The 15,537-nt window shown below is 55.4% G+C and carries 14 protein-coding genes; 5 read left to right on the forward strand and 9 right to left on the reverse strand.

Annotation, left to right across the window (positions count from 1 at the left end; genetic code table 11):
- Nucleotides 1–54 precede the first annotated feature (54 nt).
- Both OGY35_RS19945 and OGY35_RS24455 read left to right on the forward strand, forming a co-directional pair.
- On the forward strand, nucleotides 55–2,313 hold the full coding sequence (locus OGY35_RS19945; RefSeq protein ID WP_286633218.1) for an FAD-dependent oxidoreductase: 2,259 nt from the start codon (nucleotides 55–57) through the stop codon (nucleotides 2,311–2,313).
- Nucleotides 2,314–2,498: 185 nt separating this feature from the next.
- Nucleotides 2,499–2,591, forward strand: a complete 93-nt coding sequence (locus OGY35_RS24455) for a KPN_01571 family protein (protein WP_216525544.1) — start codon at nucleotides 2,499–2,501, stop codon at nucleotides 2,589–2,591.
- 54 nt (nucleotides 2,592–2,645) lie between these two features.
- Here OGY35_RS24455 and ynfM read toward each other — a convergent pair whose 3' ends face one another.
- The gene (gene ynfM, locus OGY35_RS19950; protein ID WP_152404791.1) at nucleotides 2,646–3,899 is read right to left on the reverse strand and encodes a multidrug efflux MFS transporter YnfM/SxtP(Kp); all 1,254 of its coding nucleotides are present in this window, start codon (nucleotides 3,897–3,899) and stop codon (nucleotides 2,646–2,648) included.
- A gap of 121 nt (nucleotides 3,900–4,020) precedes the next feature.
- Between ynfM and ynfL the strand changes: the two genes are divergently transcribed.
- The 3 genes from ynfL to bioD all read left to right on the forward strand — a co-directional run bounded on the left by ynfL (nucleotide 4,021) and on the right by bioD (nucleotide 7,090).
- Complete coding sequence (gene ynfL / locus OGY35_RS19955) at nucleotides 4,021–4,920, forward strand: multidrug efflux transcriptional activator YnfL/SxtR(Kp) (protein ID WP_178825153.1); 900 nt, start codon at nucleotides 4,021–4,023, stop codon at nucleotides 4,918–4,920.
- A 128-nt stretch (nucleotides 4,921–5,048) separates the two neighbouring features.
- Entirely contained in the window at nucleotides 5,049–6,269 is a 1,221-nt protein-coding gene (gene mlc / locus OGY35_RS19960; RefSeq protein ID WP_286633219.1) for a sugar metabolism global transcriptional regulator Mlc, read from the forward strand.
- A 125-nt stretch (nucleotides 6,270–6,394) separates the two neighbouring features.
- Complete coding sequence (gene bioD / locus OGY35_RS19965; protein WP_152404788.1) at nucleotides 6,395–7,090, forward strand: dethiobiotin synthase; 696 nt, start codon at nucleotides 6,395–6,397, stop codon at nucleotides 7,088–7,090.
- Between the two features lie 79 nt (nucleotides 7,091–7,169).
- Here bioD and osmV read toward each other — a convergent pair whose 3' ends face one another.
- The 8 genes from osmV to ynfF form a co-directional block, all read right to left on the reverse strand.
- Nucleotides 7,170–8,318, reverse strand: a complete 1,149-nt coding sequence (gene osmV / locus OGY35_RS19970; RefSeq protein WP_286633220.1) for an osmoprotectant ABC transporter ATP-binding protein OsmV — start codon at nucleotides 8,316–8,318, stop codon at nucleotides 7,170–7,172.
- A complete protein-coding gene (gene osmW, locus OGY35_RS19975) occupies nucleotides 8,318–8,965 on the reverse strand; it encodes an osmoprotectant ABC transporter permease OsmW (RefSeq protein WP_046480576.1) in 648 nt (215 codons plus the stop codon). Before osmW ends, osmV begins: the two co-directional genes overlap by 1 nt.
- Nucleotides 8,966–8,974: 9 nt before the next feature.
- Entirely contained in the window at nucleotides 8,975–9,877 is a 903-nt protein-coding gene (osmX, locus tag OGY35_RS19980) for an osmoprotectant ABC transporter substrate-binding protein OsmX (RefSeq protein ID WP_286633221.1), read from the reverse strand.
- Nucleotides 9,878–9,905: 28 nt separating this feature from the next.
- Nucleotides 9,906–10,616, reverse strand: coding sequence for an osmoprotectant ABC transporter permease OsmY (gene osmY / locus OGY35_RS19985; RefSeq protein ID WP_286633222.1), 711 nt, complete (start codon nucleotides 10,614–10,616; stop codon nucleotides 9,906–9,908).
- A 293-nt stretch (nucleotides 10,617–10,909) separates the two neighbouring features.
- Nucleotides 10,910–11,524, reverse strand: coding sequence for a Tat proofreading chaperone DmsD (dmsD, locus tag OGY35_RS19990; protein WP_152404784.1), 615 nt, complete (start codon nucleotides 11,522–11,524; stop codon nucleotides 10,910–10,912).
- Nucleotides 11,525–11,566: 42 nt separating this feature from the next.
- On the reverse strand, nucleotides 11,567–12,424 hold the full coding sequence (locus OGY35_RS19995) for a dimethyl sulfoxide reductase anchor subunit family protein (RefSeq protein ID WP_286633223.1): 858 nt from the start codon (nucleotides 12,422–12,424) through the stop codon (nucleotides 11,567–11,569).
- Nucleotide 12,425: 1 nt separating this feature from the next.
- Complete coding sequence (gene dmsB / locus OGY35_RS20000) at nucleotides 12,426–13,043, reverse strand: dimethylsulfoxide reductase iron-sulfur subunit DmsB (RefSeq protein WP_286633224.1); 618 nt, start codon at nucleotides 13,041–13,043, stop codon at nucleotides 12,426–12,428.
- A 10-nt stretch (nucleotides 13,044–13,053) separates the two neighbouring features.
- Entirely contained in the window at nucleotides 13,054–15,489 is a 2,436-nt protein-coding gene (ynfF, locus tag OGY35_RS20005; protein ID WP_286633225.1) for a selenate/tellurate reductase subunit YnfF, read from the reverse strand.
- Between the last annotated feature and the right edge of the window lie 48 nt (nucleotides 15,490–15,537).

Consider the following 15,537-nt stretch of genomic DNA (forward strand, 5'->3'; position numbering starts at 1 on the left):
CTCCCGTTTTTAAAGAGCATTATTTTATCGCCAGAAAGGCAGGAATTACAATTTATGCAAATTTTTCAGCAAACTCATGAACGTGATTTTCCTCACCAGGCCCTGCAAACCGATCTGCTGGTCGCCGGTGGCGGTCTGGCGGGGCTATGTGCCGCGCTTGCTGCCGCCCGTGACGGTTTGCAGGTCGTGCTGGTGCAGGACCGCCCGGTATTGGGCGGTAACGCATCCAGTGAAGTACGCCTGTGGGCCAACGGCGCTACTTCGCATATGGGTAACAACAACCGCTGGTCACGCGAGGGTGGCATTATGGGCGAGATCCTCGAAGAGAATCTGTGGCGTAATAAAGAGGGCAACCCGATGTTGTTCGACCTGCTGCTGCTGGATATGGCGCAGTGCGAAAAGAATCTCACCCTGTTGCTGAACACGGCCATCTACGCAGTCAACCGGGAAGGTTTGCGCATTACGCAAGCGACCGGTTTTAACGCGGTTAACGAGACCTTCTACCATATCCAGGCTGAACAGTTTTGCGACGCGACGGGGGACGGTGTGCTGGGATATCTGGCAGGAGCCGAGTATCGCGTTGGCGCGGAGGATGCAGAAGAACGGGGGGAAAAAATGGCCCCTGGCGACAACTTCGGGCACAAGCTTGGTCACTCGATCTACTTCTATACCCGCAAGAGCAGCAAGCCGGTGAATTTCGTGCCGCCTTCGTTTGCCTTGCAGAATATTGAAACCATTCCACGCTATAAGCGTCTGACGTCGACGCTCAACGGTTGTGATCTGTGGTGGCTGGAATGGGGTGGCCGCCTCGACACGGTGCATGACAGCGAGCAGATCAAATGGGAACTGTGGAAAATTGTGTGGGGCGTCTGGAATTACATTAAAAATTCTGGCGAATTTCCGGAGGCTGAGAATCTGACCATTGAATGGGTCGGGTCGATTCCAGGTAAGCGTGAGAGCCGCCGTTTTATCGGCGAGCATCTGCTCTGCCAGCAGGACATTATCGAACAGCGCGACCATTACGATGCTGTGGGCTACGGCGGTTGGTCTATTGACCTGCACCCGGCGGACGGCGTCTACAGTAAGCATGATGGTTGTCGCCAGTTTCACAGCAAAGGGACCTACACCATTCCTTATCGCAGTCTTTACAGTCGCTCACTGGAGAATCTGTTCCTAACCGGTCGTCTGATTTCCGCCTCGCACGTTGCTTTCGGCAGCGCCCGCGTTATGTGTACCTGCGGCCTGCTCGGCGAGGTGGTGGGCCGGGCGGCAGCCCTGTGTCAGAAGAACCGACTGAACGCACCGCAACTGGCGCAGGCGGAGCATATCAGTAAGCTACAACAGCATTTACAGCACAACGGCTGCTATATTCCTCGCCAGAAATTGCACGATCCGGCGTATGGCGCACGCGTCTCTGCCAGTAGCGAACTGGCGCTGAGCGTCCTGCCTGCCAGCGGTCGCTGGATGTCGCTGGACGAACGGATGGCACTATTACTGCCAGTGAAGGCGGGGGAAGCTTTGCCAGCCATGCATTTTACCCTGCGCGCCGCCACCGCTCAGCCCGTGAGCATAAGCGTGTTGAGCAGCCAGAAAGCCACTAATTACTGCGCCGACACAATGCTCGACAAGCGGACCCTGACGGTGCAAGAGGCTGGTGAGTACCGGGTTGAATTTGACTGGCTGAGCGACACCGATCGCTATCTGTTTATCGCCTTTGAGAGCAATAGCGAAGTCGAAATCGCGTTGAGCGACCTGGCCCTGCCTGGCGTGATGACGGTATTCAATAGCCAGAATGCTCGCGTGACGAAGCATCCACGGCAGGTGGCGGATGGTGACTTCGGCGTTGAGGAATTTGACTTCTGGGTACCGCGACGACGCCCATACCAGGTGATGCCGGCGGTACGCTTCGCCACGCCGCTGCGCTGTTACGATGTGCAGAATCTGCTTAACGGTCGCCTGCGTCCGGAACAGCAGATTAACGGCTGGGCTCCCGCACTCGATGATGCCGCGCCGCGGCTGACCTGGGAATGGGATACGCCACAGATTGTGCAATCACTGACCCTAATGCTGGATAACGACTTTGATAACGCGATGGAAACGGTGCAGATGGGGCACATCGAAGCCCTTACGCCGCATTGCGCCACTCACTATCGTCTGTGGATGGATGATGTGCTGATTGCTGAGGTGGAAAACAATCACCACTCAGTCTGTCAGCATACGCTGGAGAGACCCATGAGGATTTCAAAAATCATGATTGAGTTGGTGAGTTCGGCTGGAGCGGTGCCTGCGGTATATTCACTCAACGTCGCGTAAACGTTCTACGACTGCGGGCAGTTATTTATGGGGCGCTATCTCTGCTCATAGCGCTGCCCAGCAGACGGGTGATGACATTCGCTAATGCCCCACCATAATGGGTAGTTATGTTTGTCGATGACCTTTTTTATAGTAGCTGCCGGGAACATCGTGCCCGTCCAATAACAATAAACACACACAGCAAAATGAATCCACTTCACTGGGTTGTCTTTGCTCTTCTGGCACTGGATGCCGTCAGAGAATTGATGGGGTATTCATCAATCTTAGGAATTTGGTAACCACTGTTGGTCGAGAGGCGAGAAGCCCGGTGAAACCCGGGCTTTTCTTTCAGACTAGACGTGAAGACGATGATGCAGTCGTGTGCCGACCAGAATGGCCAGTATCAGCATAATCGCGATAAATCCCCCCACGCCATTCCAGCCATAGTTATGCCAGAACACGCCGCCGAGCGTACCGGCGATACTGGATCCCAGATAGTAGCTGAACAGATACAGCGAAGAGGCCTGGCCTTTGGCGCGCCGCGCGCGCGGGCCGATCCAGCTACTGGCGACGGAGTGGGCGCCAAAGAATCCCGCCGAGAAGAGCAGCATGCCGGTGAAAATCAGCCATAGCGAGCTGAATAGGGTCATTAGCAGACCGACAAGCATCACGGCGGTAGAGAAGAGCATCACCGGGCCGCGCCCGTAGCGCACCGTCATCGAACCGGCTTTCGGTGAACTCCAGGTCCCGGTCAGATAGGCGACGGAAAGCAGGCCGACCACCGCCTGGCTGAGCTCCCACGGTGAAAGCATCAGGCGATAACCGATGTAGTTAAACAGCGTGACGAACGACCCCATCAGCAGAAAACCTTCCGCAAACAACAGCGGCAGCCCCTGGTCGCGCCAGTGGAGTCGAAAGTTAATGAACAACGTTTTGGGGCGCAGCGACGTGGGACGGAAGTGGCGTGATTCAGGCAGAATTTTCCAGAACATCAGGGCCGACGCCAGTGCGAAGCAGCCAATGGCCGCCAGCGCAATGCGCCAGCTAAAGAAATCAGTAAACACGCCGCTAATCAGACGTCCGCTCATTCCGCCAATCGAGTTGCCGCTGATATACAGCCCCATTGAGAACGCGACAAAGCTGGGGTGGATTTCCTCGCTCAGATAGGTCATTCCGACGGCCGCTACGCCGCTGAGCGAGAGGCCAATCAGCGCGCGCATCACCAGTATACCGTGCCAACTGGTCATCATCGTCGAAAGCAACGTACAGCAGGAGGCGAGCAGCAGCGCGGTCACCATCACCGGCTTGCGGCCGATGGCATCCGACAGCGGGCCGGTAAACAGCAGGCCAACGGCTAACATTCCTGTGGAAATCGACAATGAAATACTGCTACTGGCAGGCGATACGCCAAATTCATGGGACAGCACTGGCAGAATAGGCTGGACGCAGTACAGCAGGGCGAAGGTCGCCAGTCCGGCGGAAAATAGCGCCAGCGTGACGCGCATGAAGGCAGAGGTACCGCGTTGAATAAACTGAACCGGCTGAGAAATGCGTTGGTCGTCAATATCGCTCGCCGTCGCGTCATTGACTGTAGTAGTACGACTCACTGGAAATCCTTGCGCAACAAACCCGTGTTTTGAGGGGACGGGCATAACCTTGTTGAGTAGAGTAGGAAAAACTCATTATTCTGTCTAATATATTAATAGTCTCAAATAATACTTTAAAAATATGAATATTGAACTTCGTCATCTTCGCTACTTTGTTGCCGTAGCGGAAGAACTGCATTTTGGGCGTGCTGCGGCCCGACTGAACATTTCGCAGCCGCCGTTGAGCCAGCAAATTCAGATGCTTGAGCAACAGGTCGGCGCGCGCCTGCTCGCGCGAACGAACCGTAGCGTCGCGCTGACCGCCGCAGGCAAGCAATTTCTTGCCGACAGTCGGCAGATCCTCGGGCTGGTTAATGATGCCGCCGCCCGCGCGGAGCGTCTGCACCTGGGGGAGGCCGGTGAACTGCGCATCGGCTTTACCTCGTCGGCGCCGTTTATACGCGCGGTCTCCGATACGCTGTCGTTGTTCCGGCAGAATTACCCGGATATGCATTTGCAGACCCGCGAGATGAATACCCGCGAACAACTGGCACCGCTGAGTGAAGGGGCGCTGGATCTGGGTCTGATGCGCAATACCCCGTTGCCGGAGAGCTTACATCATGCGGTTATCTTGCATGAACCGCTGATGGCGATGATCCCCCGGGTGTACCCGCTGGCGCAAAAGCCGGTAGTGACGCTGGCTGAACTGGCGAAAGAACCGTTTGTTTTCTTTGACCCCCACGTCGGAACCGGTCTTTACGACGATATCCTCGGCATGATGCGTCGTTACCAGTTGTCGCCTGTGATTACCCAGGAGGTCGGCGAGGCAATGACGATCATTGGGCTGGTCGCTGCCGGCTTAGGCGTGTCGATACTTCCGGCATCCTTTAAAAAAGTGCAGCTCAATGAGATGTGTTGGGTGCCGATTGCGGAAGAGGATGCGGTCTCGGAAATGTGGCTGGTCTGGTCGGCACATCATGAACAGAGCCAGGCGGCGCTACGCTTTCGTCAGCAGTTAATTCAGGCCGTCAGGAGCGCTTAAATTAATTTAATAACGGCTGAAAATGTGCAGTTAATCACACGGCTAAGTAAAAAGTTGACGTCGTGTATTGAAGTACTTCACCATAGCCCGCAGATTATTTCGGAGCGCGAAAATAAAGGGAGTCAGAGGTGGTTGCTGATAGTCAGCCTGGGCACATCGATCAAATAAAGCAGACCAATGCGGGTGCAGTTTATCGCCTGATTGATCAGTTGGGGCCGGTATCGCGTATTGATCTTTCGCGTCTTGCGCAGCTGGCGCCTGCCAGTATCACGAAGATAGTGCGCGAAATGCTTGAAGCGCACCTGGTCCAGGAACTGGAAATTAAAGAAGCCGGTAGTCGCGGACGCCCTGCGGTGGGACTGGTGGTGGAAACAGAAGCCTGGCACTATTTGTCTCTTCGTATCAGTCGTGGGGAAATATTTCTCGCCCTGCGCGATCTCAGCAGCAAACTGGTGGTGGAAGAGTGTCTTGAGTTGCCGCTGAACGATGAAACGCCGCTGCTGGCGCGGATTGTCACGCTGGTCGATCAGTTTTTTATTCGCCATCAGCAGAAGCTCGAACGTCTGACCTCCATCGCCATTACCTTACCCGGTATTATCGATACCGAGAATGGGATCGTGCATCGCATGCCGTTTTATGCCGATGTGAAAGAGATGCCACTTGGCGATACGCTGTCGCAGCACACCGGTGTACCGGTCTACATTCAGCATGATATCAGCGCCTGGACAATGGCAGAGGCGCTGTTTGGCGCGTCCCGTGGGGCGCGTGATGTGATTCAGGTGGTTATCGATCATAACGTTGGGGCCGGGGTGATTACCGACGGTCACTTACTGCATGCGGGCAGCAGCAGCCTGGTGGAGATTGGCCACACCCAGGTTGATCCTTACGGTAAACGCTGTTACTGCGGCAACCACGGCTGTCTGGAAACCATTGCCAGCGTCGAAAGTGTGCTGGAACTGGCGCAACTGCGGCTGGCGCAATCCATGAGCTCGTCGCTACATGGCCAGCCGCTGACGGTTGATTCGTTGTGTCAGGCGGCGATGCAGGGCGATCTGCTGGCTAAAGACATTATCAGCGGCGTGGGAACTCACGTTGGTCGTATCCTCGCCATTATGGTCAATCTGTTTAACCCGCAAAAAATACTGATCGGATCGCCGCTCAGTAAAGCGGCGGACGTGTTGTTCCCGGCGATTGCGGACAGCATTCGCCAGCAGGCGCTACCGGCCTACAGCAAAAATATGGTCGTTGAGAGCACGCAGTTTTCTAATCAGGGGACAATGGCGGGGGCCGCGCTGGCAAAAGACGCGATGTATAATGGTTCTTTGTTGATTCGTCTATTACAGGGTTAACATTTTTTAACTGTTCTACCAAAAATTGCGCTAACTCAAGCTGATTCTACCTGGCATACCTTAGACTTTCTCTACTGTATTATTTTCCTGGCTTATATTTTCGAAGCATAACGGTGGAGTTGGTGATGCTGAAGCGTTTCTTTATTACAGGTACAGACACTTCTGTTGGGAAGACGGTTGTTTCCCGCGCATTGCTACAAGCGTTAGCGTCGGGGGGTAAAAGCGTTGCGGGATATAAACCGGTCGCGAAGAGCAGCAAAGAGACCCCTGAAGGGTTGCGCAACCGGGATGCACTGGTGCTGCAAAGCGTATCGACGCTGGAATTGCCCTATGAGGCCGTTAACCCCATCGCCCTGAGCGAAGATGAAAGTAGTGTGGCCCACAGTTGCCCGATCAATTACACCTTACTTTCTAACGGTCTGGCGAGCCTGTCAGAGAAAGTCGATCACGTGGTGGTTGAAGGCACCGGCGGCTGGCGCAGTCTGATGAACGATCTGCGTCCGTTGTCTGAATGGGTGGTGCAGGAGCAGTTACCGGTACTGATGGTGGTAGGCATTCAGGAAGGCTGTATTAACCATGCGCTGCTGACTGCTCAGGCGATCGCCAACGACGGCTTACCGCTGATCGGTTGGGTCGCCAACCGTATCAATCCGGGTCTGGCACACTATGCGGAAATTATCGATGTCCTGAGCAAAAAATTGCCTGCGCCGTTGATCGGCGAACTGCCTTATTTACCGCGCGCCGAGCAGCGCGATCTTGGACAGTACATTCGCCTGTCAATGCTGGGTAGCGTGCTGTCAGTCGATAGAATCATGGCCTGATTCACGACCTTACACATCATAATGATGAAACCGGGGAGCCAACGCGCTCCCCGGTTTTTTTATACCGTCAAAACCGGTCTTAGCTGATTTCGTGAATGTTCAGCGCCCGGCGGGTACGTCCAGAACTGAGATAATCGGCGATGTAATCCTGTGAGATCTCGCCGTTGTAGCGACCATCCTCGTCCACAATCGGCATCCAACTGGTATTACTTTCATACAGCTTGGACAGTACAATACGCAGGTTGTCTTCGGCCTTGCCGGTAATACGGAAGGGATGAATGATGTCTGCGCAGGTGCCGGTGGCCTGACGCGCCTCGCGACGTTTCACAAAGCCCAGCGGTTTACCTTCGCCATCCACCACCGTAATCGCACGAATGTCGTTGTCATCCATAATGCCAAAGGCTTCATTCAGCGACGTAGACGGTTGCGCGGTCAGCGTTGGCTGCTGGTCGGTCACGTCGCCCGCCGAGACCAGCAGCAGGCGCTTGAGCGTACGGTCCTGACCGACGAATGAACCGACAAAGTCGTTGGCCGGTTTGGCCAACAATTCATCCGGGCTGGCGCACTGGACAATGCGTCCCTGGCGGAATACGGCAATACGATCGCCGAGTTTCAACGCTTCATCAATATCATGACTTACCAACATCACCGTTTTCTTCAACGCGCGCTGCATGTCGAGGAACTGGTTCTGGATCACTTCGCGGTTGATTGGGTCGACGGCGCCAAACGGTTCATCCATCAGCAGAACCGGCGGATCCGCCGCCAGGGCGCGAATGACGCCAATACGCTGTTGCTGGCCGCCGGACATCTCTTTTGGATAGCGATGCAGAAACTTCTTCGCATCCATTGCTACCATCTCCATCAACTCTTCGGCACGGCTTTTACAGCGGGCTTTATCCCAGCCCAGCATGCGGGGGACGACCGTAATGTTTTCTTCAATCGTCATGTTAGGGAACAGACCAATCTGCTGGATCACATAGCCAATGTTGCGGCGCAGGGTCACGGTATCCATCTCGCCGGTATTTTCACCGTTAATCAGGATGTTGCCGCTGCTCGGGGTAATCAGGCGGTTAATCATCTTCAGGGTAGTGGTCTTGCCGCAGCCCGACGGCCCCAGCAGAACGCACATTTCTCCCTCTGGCACGTTCAGATTGACGTTATCGACGGCCTTAAGCGGCTGACCGTTTTTCTGCGAAAATTGTTTGGTGAGGTTTTCCAGTTTTATCATTATCGTATCCCCTTCGGTGTCAGGACGACTTGCAGGCGGTGTAACAGCCAGTCAAGTACAATCGCTAAAAGACAAATCATCAATGCGCCGGCAATCAGCATGCGAATGTCGCTGCCGCCGATACCATTCAGTAACAGTAATCCCAGGCCGCCTGCGCCAATCACTGCGGCAATCGCCATCACGCCGATGTTCATGACCACGGCGGTGCGGATCCCGCCGAAAATCACCGGTAAAGCCATTGGGATCTCAACCCAGCGCAAACGCTGCCAGAACGTCATGCCTATCCCGCGACCCGCTTCGCGTAAGCCCGGTGGGATGCTGTCCAGCGCGGTATGGGTGTTGCGCACGATAGGCAGCAGCGAGTAGAGGAACACGGCGGTAATGGCGGGCAGTGCGCCAATTCCGTGACCGATCAGCGAAAACAGAGGGATCATCAGCCCGAAGAGGGCAATAGATGGAATCGTCAATAGCAGCGTGGCGGCGCTCAGTACGGGCGTTGCCAGCCATTTGTGGCGGACAATCAGGATCCCGAGCGGTACGCCAGTCACAATCGCCAGACCAACCGCCAGCGCCACCAGCCACAGATGCTGAAAAGTGAGCGTCGCCAGATAACCTGCGTTATCGATCATGTAGTGAATCGTATCCATATGCGCTCCTTACAGCAGGTTCTTTTGTTGCAGGAATTCACGAGCAACCTGCTGAGGTGACTGGTGATCGATATCAACCTTCGCATTCAATGAACTGATCACGTCATTATTTAACTGCTCCGAGAGGGTATTGAGCGCCTCGGCAAGCCCTGGGTTGGCCTCCAGCGTATCTTTACGCACCACAGGCGTGACAGCGTAACTTGGGAAGAAGCCCTTATCATCTTCCAGCACCTTGAGATCAAAACCCTTCACACGACCGTCAGTGGTATAGATAAGGCCGGCGTCAACAAAGCCATCACGCACGGCGTTGTAGACCAGTCCGGGATCCATCTGGCGGATTTGCGGTCGGTCAAGCTCCATCTGATAGGCCTGCTGTAGCGGCTTCATTCCGTCGCTGCGCCCGGCAAATTCCAGGTCGAGCCCCAGCAACCAGTTGTTGTCGGGATCGGTCTGGCGGATGTGCTCAATTTTCGCCACCATCTCCGACATGGTGTTGATGTTTTCCGCTTCGGCGCGCTTACGTTGCATGGCGAACGCGTAGGTGTTGTTCATATCTGCCGGTTTCAGCCATACCAGCCCCAGCCTGGCATCAAGGCGCTTCACCGTGTCATACGACGCCTGCGGGCTCATGCGCTCATTGATATGGTTGAAAATAATCAACGAGGTACCGGTGTATTCCCATGTCATATCAATCTGTTTATTGATCATCGCATTCCGTGAGATGACCGTGGCGATATTGGTCTGCGGCTGAACCTGAAATCCCTTTTTTTGCAGATACTGAACGGTCATGGCCGAGAGAATGTGCTGTTCGGTAAAGCTCTTGGTGGCGAGGATAATGGGGGCGGCCTGGGCCTGCGTGCTCATCAACAGCGCGGCGGCGAGCCATCCCAGCCATGTATTCTTGAGATTCATTTAGCGCTCCTTGTTTTTATCATTGTCATCAGGCCGTGTGCGGGCTCAGGGCGCGCCCAATCCAGGCGAGCAGACTGTCGAGGATCAGGGCGAAAAGTGCGGTGGCGGTCGCCCCCAAAATCAATGTCGGGAAGTCGTTAAGATAGATGCCGGGGAAAATCAGCTCGCCGTAGCTGCTGGCGCCAATCAGAAACGCCAGCGGGGCGGTCCCGACGTTAATCGCTGTGGCAATGCGGATCCCGGAAAGCATCACCGGCCAGGCGTTGGGGATTTCCACCTGACGAAGCCGCTGCCATTTCGTCATACCGATGCCGTTTGCCGCTTCAATCAGCGACGGTGGGACAGAAATCAGTCCGGCATAGGTGTTACGCACAATCGGCAACAGTGACGCCAGAAACAGCGCAACAATAGCGGGCAGGTCGCCAATGCCGATAATGACCATCGCCAGCGCGAGAACGGCCAGCGGAGGTAGCGTGTTGCCAATGTTGAAGATCTGCATGGCATATTCAGCAATCCCCTTTGCTGCGGGGCGGCTGAGCAGGATACCGCTTGGAATACCGACCAGCAGGGCGAAGAACATTGAGGTAAGGACTAAAATCAGGTGCTGTTGGCCGAGATAGAGCAAATCGACCTGACGTGATTTGAGCGTTTCGACGCCAATTCCCCAGATCAGCAGTGCCAGTAGCACAATGATGACGAAACTAAAGCCCAGCACGTGTTTTAACGTGGAAGTGTGCATTGCAGTGTGTCTCCCTGTTTGCATGCGTTATGGCGGCGAATAATCGTCGCATGTTGTTATGCCATGTATCGGCAGGGTGTTTTGAGCTATAGCAACAGGGTGGGAAGGATTCCAGCGTGAAGGCAAATTAGATTCGCAGACTATTAATCGCTAAACGCGATTTGGCCTTATGCCGTAAAGGATAAGCAGGGTATGTAAAGAATTGTCTTAAAAACGCTAATCGGAAGTGACACTGTAACAACAAAGAAAAATGCAGGTATCAGAAAAGGCAGGAAAAACCTGCCTTCAGAGGGTTAGCGGAATAACGGTTTTTCCGCGACCGGAGTCAGTAACTGAGACTGCCACTGCGCCAGGGTGTGGCGGGCCAGTTCGCCGAGAGCCCGATAAAAAGGATGACCGGCGTTATCAATAAATATGTCCAGGAAGCGGGATGACCACGGGAACAGATGCCACGCCAGCAGCTGTTCGCATTCAGTGTGTCGGCCACTTTCAGCCAGCCACGCCGCCATCAGCAATAACGAACCGAAATGATCTTCGGGTTCATTTTGCGTTGCCTCGACGTGAATGCCGTTGTCGCGCATCCACTGACGCAGGGCCAGAGTGGACTCGCCAAACAGGACATTTTCGCGATCTAACCAGACGGAACCCCAGGGTGGCGACGGTAACGCATACGGCCCCACGAACAGGCGCTGAAACGCCTCGGGAAGTGATTCATCGCTGACGCGTTTAAAATCCGTCGCCAGCGGAGCCAGTATTTCCGCTGCCAGCGGCCACTGAGTCTGCCAGTCATCTGCGGTTAACGCTGATACCAGAGGGGCGGCCTCGGCGCTGTCGGGCGCGTAATAAAACAGGGCCCCCAGCACGCGTGCCGTCATCGCAAAATCATCACGTTGAGTAAAATCAGTCATCTGAAACATCCTGAAAAGTGCGGGTTTCCCCGCACGGATTTGTTAACCTGCTACCGCCATACCGACGGTCATATGCAGGCCATAAAACAGGCCACGACCTATTATTTCGCCACCAAGCACGAGGAGTAACCCCAGTAGCAACCCGGCGACATGCGGCTCTTTACGGCGTACCAGCGGGCAGATCCAGCAGCCCAGTCCGGCGGCAAGCAACACCACACGCCATACCTGCAGGGAGGCATAATCCGGCACCAGCGCAGAGGCCTGCTGAACCGAACTGTGAATCGTCGCCAGCGACATGCCTTGCAGGACAATGACACCCACGCTGACCAGCAGCGCCAGTACGCTGATACTGGCGAACACGGTTCCGCTAAAGGTGACGCGGGACGCCCGCAGCAGTAATGCCGCGAACAGGGGGCCGCTGAGCAATACCGTCATGAAGAACGCCAGCGTCGTATAGCCAGTATACCAGGTCGGTACGGTATCGATCAGGTAAACACGGGTCATTGCCCAGACGAAGACGATCCCCAGCACCATGCCGATCAGCAGCCAGAGTTTTCCCAGCGCGGGCGGCATTTTACCCAGTACGGCGACCAGCCACCAGATACCACCCACGGCGAAAAAGACTGAGCCAGCGGCGATTTCATTGCTCAACCCGGATGCGCCAATGCGGTTGAGTGAGTTGAATGCCCGCATCGGCGACCCGAGATGCACGATCGACGCCAGGAATCCCAGCCCCATCACCAGCCAGATGAAAAACATGCTGCGAACCAGGCGTTGCCGGGCGGCGGCATCGTCTTTCATCGCAAACCAGCCAAGCCCACTGACAATCAGCGCGCCCACGACGCACTGGCCGAGTACCGTAAACAGCACCAGCGGCCATTCATGCCATCCACTTCCCATTTTATACCTCCTTCGGATTTGCCAGATAACCGGTGGTATCCCCGGTCGGACGGCTGTTGGCATTCGGTTTGATCACAATACTCGGCTTCGTGAAGTGCGCACCCGGCAGTGGCGCAACGGCAGCCAGTTCACCGTGTTTCTTACGCAGTTCGTCGATGGGGCCGAAATCCAGCGCGCGCAGTGGACAAGATTCGACACAGATCGGTTTCTTACCCTCTGCCACGCGGTCATGACAGCCATCGCACTTGGTCATGTGACCCTTAGCGGCATTGTACTGTGGCGCGCCGTACGGGCAGGCCATATGGCAGTAGCGGCAGCCGATGCAGATATCTTCATCCACGACGACAAAACCGTCTTCCCGCTTGTGCATCGCTCCGCTCGGGCAGACCCTGGTACAGGCCGGATCTTCGCAGTGGTTGCAGGCAATAGAGAGATAGTAGGCAAAAACGTTCTGATGCCAGACGCCGTTGTCTTCCTGCCAGTCTCCGCCCGCGTATTCATAAATGCGGCGAAAGCTGACATCCGGGGTTAAATCCTTGTAGTCCTTGCAGGCCAGTTCGCAGGTTTTGCACCCGGTGCAACGGCTGGAATCGATAAAAAATCCATACTGAGTTGTCATCGGTTACTCCTTAAACCTTTTCAACCTGAACGAGATTACTGTGCGAAGGATTCCCTTTTGCCAACGGCGAAGGGCGGTGTGACGTCAGGATGTTGATGGAGCCACCGTGGTCTACCTGGTCGCCAAACATATCGGCCTTGAGCCACGCCCCCTGACCGATGGCCGTGACGCCGGGCAGAATGCGTGGCGTTACCTTGGCGGGGATCAGCATCTGACCGTTATTGTTAAATACCCGGACGGTGTCACCGTGTTGAATCCCGCGCACGTTGGCATCAATCGGGTTAATCCAGATCTCCTGCGGGCAGGCCTGTTGCAGGACGTCAATGTTGCCATAGCTGGAGTGGGTGCGCGCCTTATAGTGGAATCCGGTGAGTTGCAGCGGGTATGTTTTGCGGATCGGATCGTCCCAGCCGTCAAAACCGGGAGCATAGGCGGGCAGAGGATGGATTACCTCATCCGCCTTCAGTTCCCAGGTCTCGGCGAGAGTGGCCAGCCGCGCAGAGTAAATTTCAATTTTCCCTGACGGCGTTTTCAGCGGGTTAGCGTTTGGATCTTCACGGAACGCGCGGAAGGCGACGTAGTGCTCTTCCGGACATTTTTTCTTGAAGATACCGGTTTGCTTCATCTCTTCGTAATCCGGCATTTCCGGATTGCGCTCTTTGGTTTTCGCATGCAGGTATTTCACCCATTCATGCTGCGAGCGTCCTTCGGTGAACGTCTGGTATACGTCAGGCCCAAGTCGGCGGGCGATTTCGCTGAGCATCCAGTAAATAGGCTTTCTTTCAAATTTCGCTGAGGTCGCGGGCTGGCCGAGGATTACATAGCCCATGTTGCCCGCAGATTCGTGGGAGATCAGATCTTCCTGCTCCGTTGGCATTAAATCTGGCAGCAGGATGTCGCAGTACTTCGCCGAGGCCGTCATGAAATGTTCAATGCCGACAATCATTTCGCACTTGCTGTCGTCCTGTAGCACCTCATGAGTATGGGCGATATTCCCGTGCTGGTTAATCAGCGTATTACTGGCGTAGCACCACATGAACTTGATAGGAACATCCAGTTTCTCTTTGCCGCGTATGCCGTCGCGCGTGGCGGTCATTTCGGTGCCATGATCGATAGCGTCAGTCCAGGTGAACACGGAGATTTGCGTTTTCACCGGGTTATCGAGCATCGAAAACCACTCCACGCCGAGATCCCAGGAGCCTTCACGTACGCCTGAGTTACCGCCGTTGATGCCGACGTTGCCGGTGAGCACCGACAGCATGGCGATAGCCCGTGCAGTTTGCTCGCCGTTGGAGTGACGCTGAGGTCCCCAGCCCTGGCAAATATAGGCCGGTTTCGCCGAGCCAATTTCACGGGCCAACTGGATGATTTTATCCGCCGGAATACTGGTGATGCGGGACGCCCACTCCGGGGTTTTGGCTATGCCGTCCGGACCTTCGCCGAGGATGTACGCCTTGTAGTGCGCGTTACGTGGCGCACCGGCAGGCAGGGTGCTTTCATCGTAACCGACGCAATATTTGTCGAGAAACGGCTTATCGACCAGATCTTCAGTAATCAACACCCAGGCGATTGCTGCCGCCAGCGCGCCGTCCGTGCCGGGACGGATGGGCAGCCATTCATCTTCGCGTCCGGCGGCGGTGTCGTTATAACGCGGATCGATAACGATCATTCGCGCATTGGAACGTTCACGCGCCTGTTCGACGTAGTAAGTGACGCCGCCGCCGCTCATACGGGTTTCCGCAGGGTTGTTACCAAACATCACCACCAGTTTCGTATTAGCAATGTCATCAGGGCTGTTGCCATCGTTGCTGCCAAACATGTAGCTCATGGCGGCGCTGATCTGCGCGGTGCTGTAACTGCCGTAACGGCTAAGGTAGCCGCCGCAGGAGTTCATCAGACGGTAAGGGACATTGGAGTTGGTAATGTTTCCGCCGTCGACGCCGGTGCCGTACAGCACGTGGACCGCCTCGTTGCCATACTCTTTGAGGATCCGCTTCAGGTTGTCGCCGACGATATCCAGCGCTTCGTCCCAGGTGATGCGTTCAAACTTGCCTTCACCGCGTTTGCCGACGCGTTTCATCGGGTATTTCAGCCTGTCCGGGTGATTCATGCGTCGACGTATCGAGCGACCGCGCAAGCAGGCGCGAACCTGATGGTTGCCATACTCATCGTTGCCGGTGGTGTCAGACTCCACCCAATAAACTGTGTCATCTTTGACGTGCAGACGCAGAAGGCAACGGCTTCCGCAGTTAACGGTACAGGAACTCCAGACCGCTTTTTCTTCGACTGGCGCAGGCGTCATGCCGTCTGCGGCGCGCGCGATTCGGGTGAAAGGGAGGGTGAAAGCGCTGCTGGCAAGCGCAAGGCTGCCAATAGCGGATGATTTCACCAGACTACGGCGACTGATATTGGCCGTCATGAGGGCCTCAGGCGTGGTGATTTTCATGGTTGCTCACTTTGCTAATGTCAAAAACTGACCTGGTTGCGTCCCTGT

This window comes from Citrobacter sp. Ct235, from assembly GCF_030332305.1.
In the GTDB taxonomy this organism is placed as follows: domain Bacteria; phylum Pseudomonadota; class Gammaproteobacteria; order Enterobacterales; family Enterobacteriaceae; genus Citrobacter_A; species Citrobacter_A telavivensis.

Excerpts from the sequence above, each read along its gene's own strand:
- dmsB (WP_286633224.1), bottom strand. The coding sequence starts at position 13,043 with ATGACAACTCAGTATGGATTTTTTATCGATTCCAGCCGTTGCACCGGG.
- OGY35_RS19995 (WP_286633223.1), bottom strand. The coding sequence starts at position 12,424 with ATGGGAAGTGGATGGCATGAATGGCCGCTGGTGCTGTTTACGGTACTC.
- osmY (WP_286633222.1), bottom strand. The coding sequence starts at position 10,616 with ATGCACACTTCCACGTTAAAACACGTGCTGGGCTTTAGTTTCGTCATC.
- osmX (WP_286633221.1), bottom strand. The coding sequence starts at position 9,877 with ATGAATCTCAAGAATACATGGCTGGGATGGCTCGCCGCCGCGCTGTTG.
- dmsD (WP_152404784.1), bottom strand. The coding sequence starts at position 11,524 with ATGACTGATTTTACTCAACGTGATGATTTTGCGATGACGGCACGCGTG.
- osmW (WP_046480576.1), bottom strand. The coding sequence starts at position 8,965 with ATGGATACGATTCACTACATGATCGATAACGCAGGTTATCTGGCGACG.
- ynfL (WP_178825153.1), top strand. The coding sequence starts at position 4,021 with ATGAATATTGAACTTCGTCATCTTCGCTACTTTGTTGCCGTAGCGGAA.
- osmV (WP_286633220.1), bottom strand. The coding sequence starts at position 8,318 with ATGATAAAACTGGAAAACCTCACCAAACAATTTTCGCAGAAAAACGGT.
- OGY35_RS19945 (WP_286633218.1), top strand. The coding sequence starts at position 55 with ATGCAAATTTTTCAGCAAACTCATGAACGTGATTTTCCTCACCAGGCC.
- bioD (WP_152404788.1), top strand. The coding sequence starts at position 6,395 with ATGCTGAAGCGTTTCTTTATTACAGGTACAGACACTTCTGTTGGGAAG.
- OGY35_RS24455 (WP_216525544.1), top strand. The coding sequence starts at position 2,499 with ATGAATCCACTTCACTGGGTTGTCTTTGCTCTTCTGGCACTGGATGCC.
- ynfF (WP_286633225.1), bottom strand. The coding sequence starts at position 15,489 with ATGAAAATCACCACGCCTGAGGCCCTCATGACGGCCAATATCAGTCGC.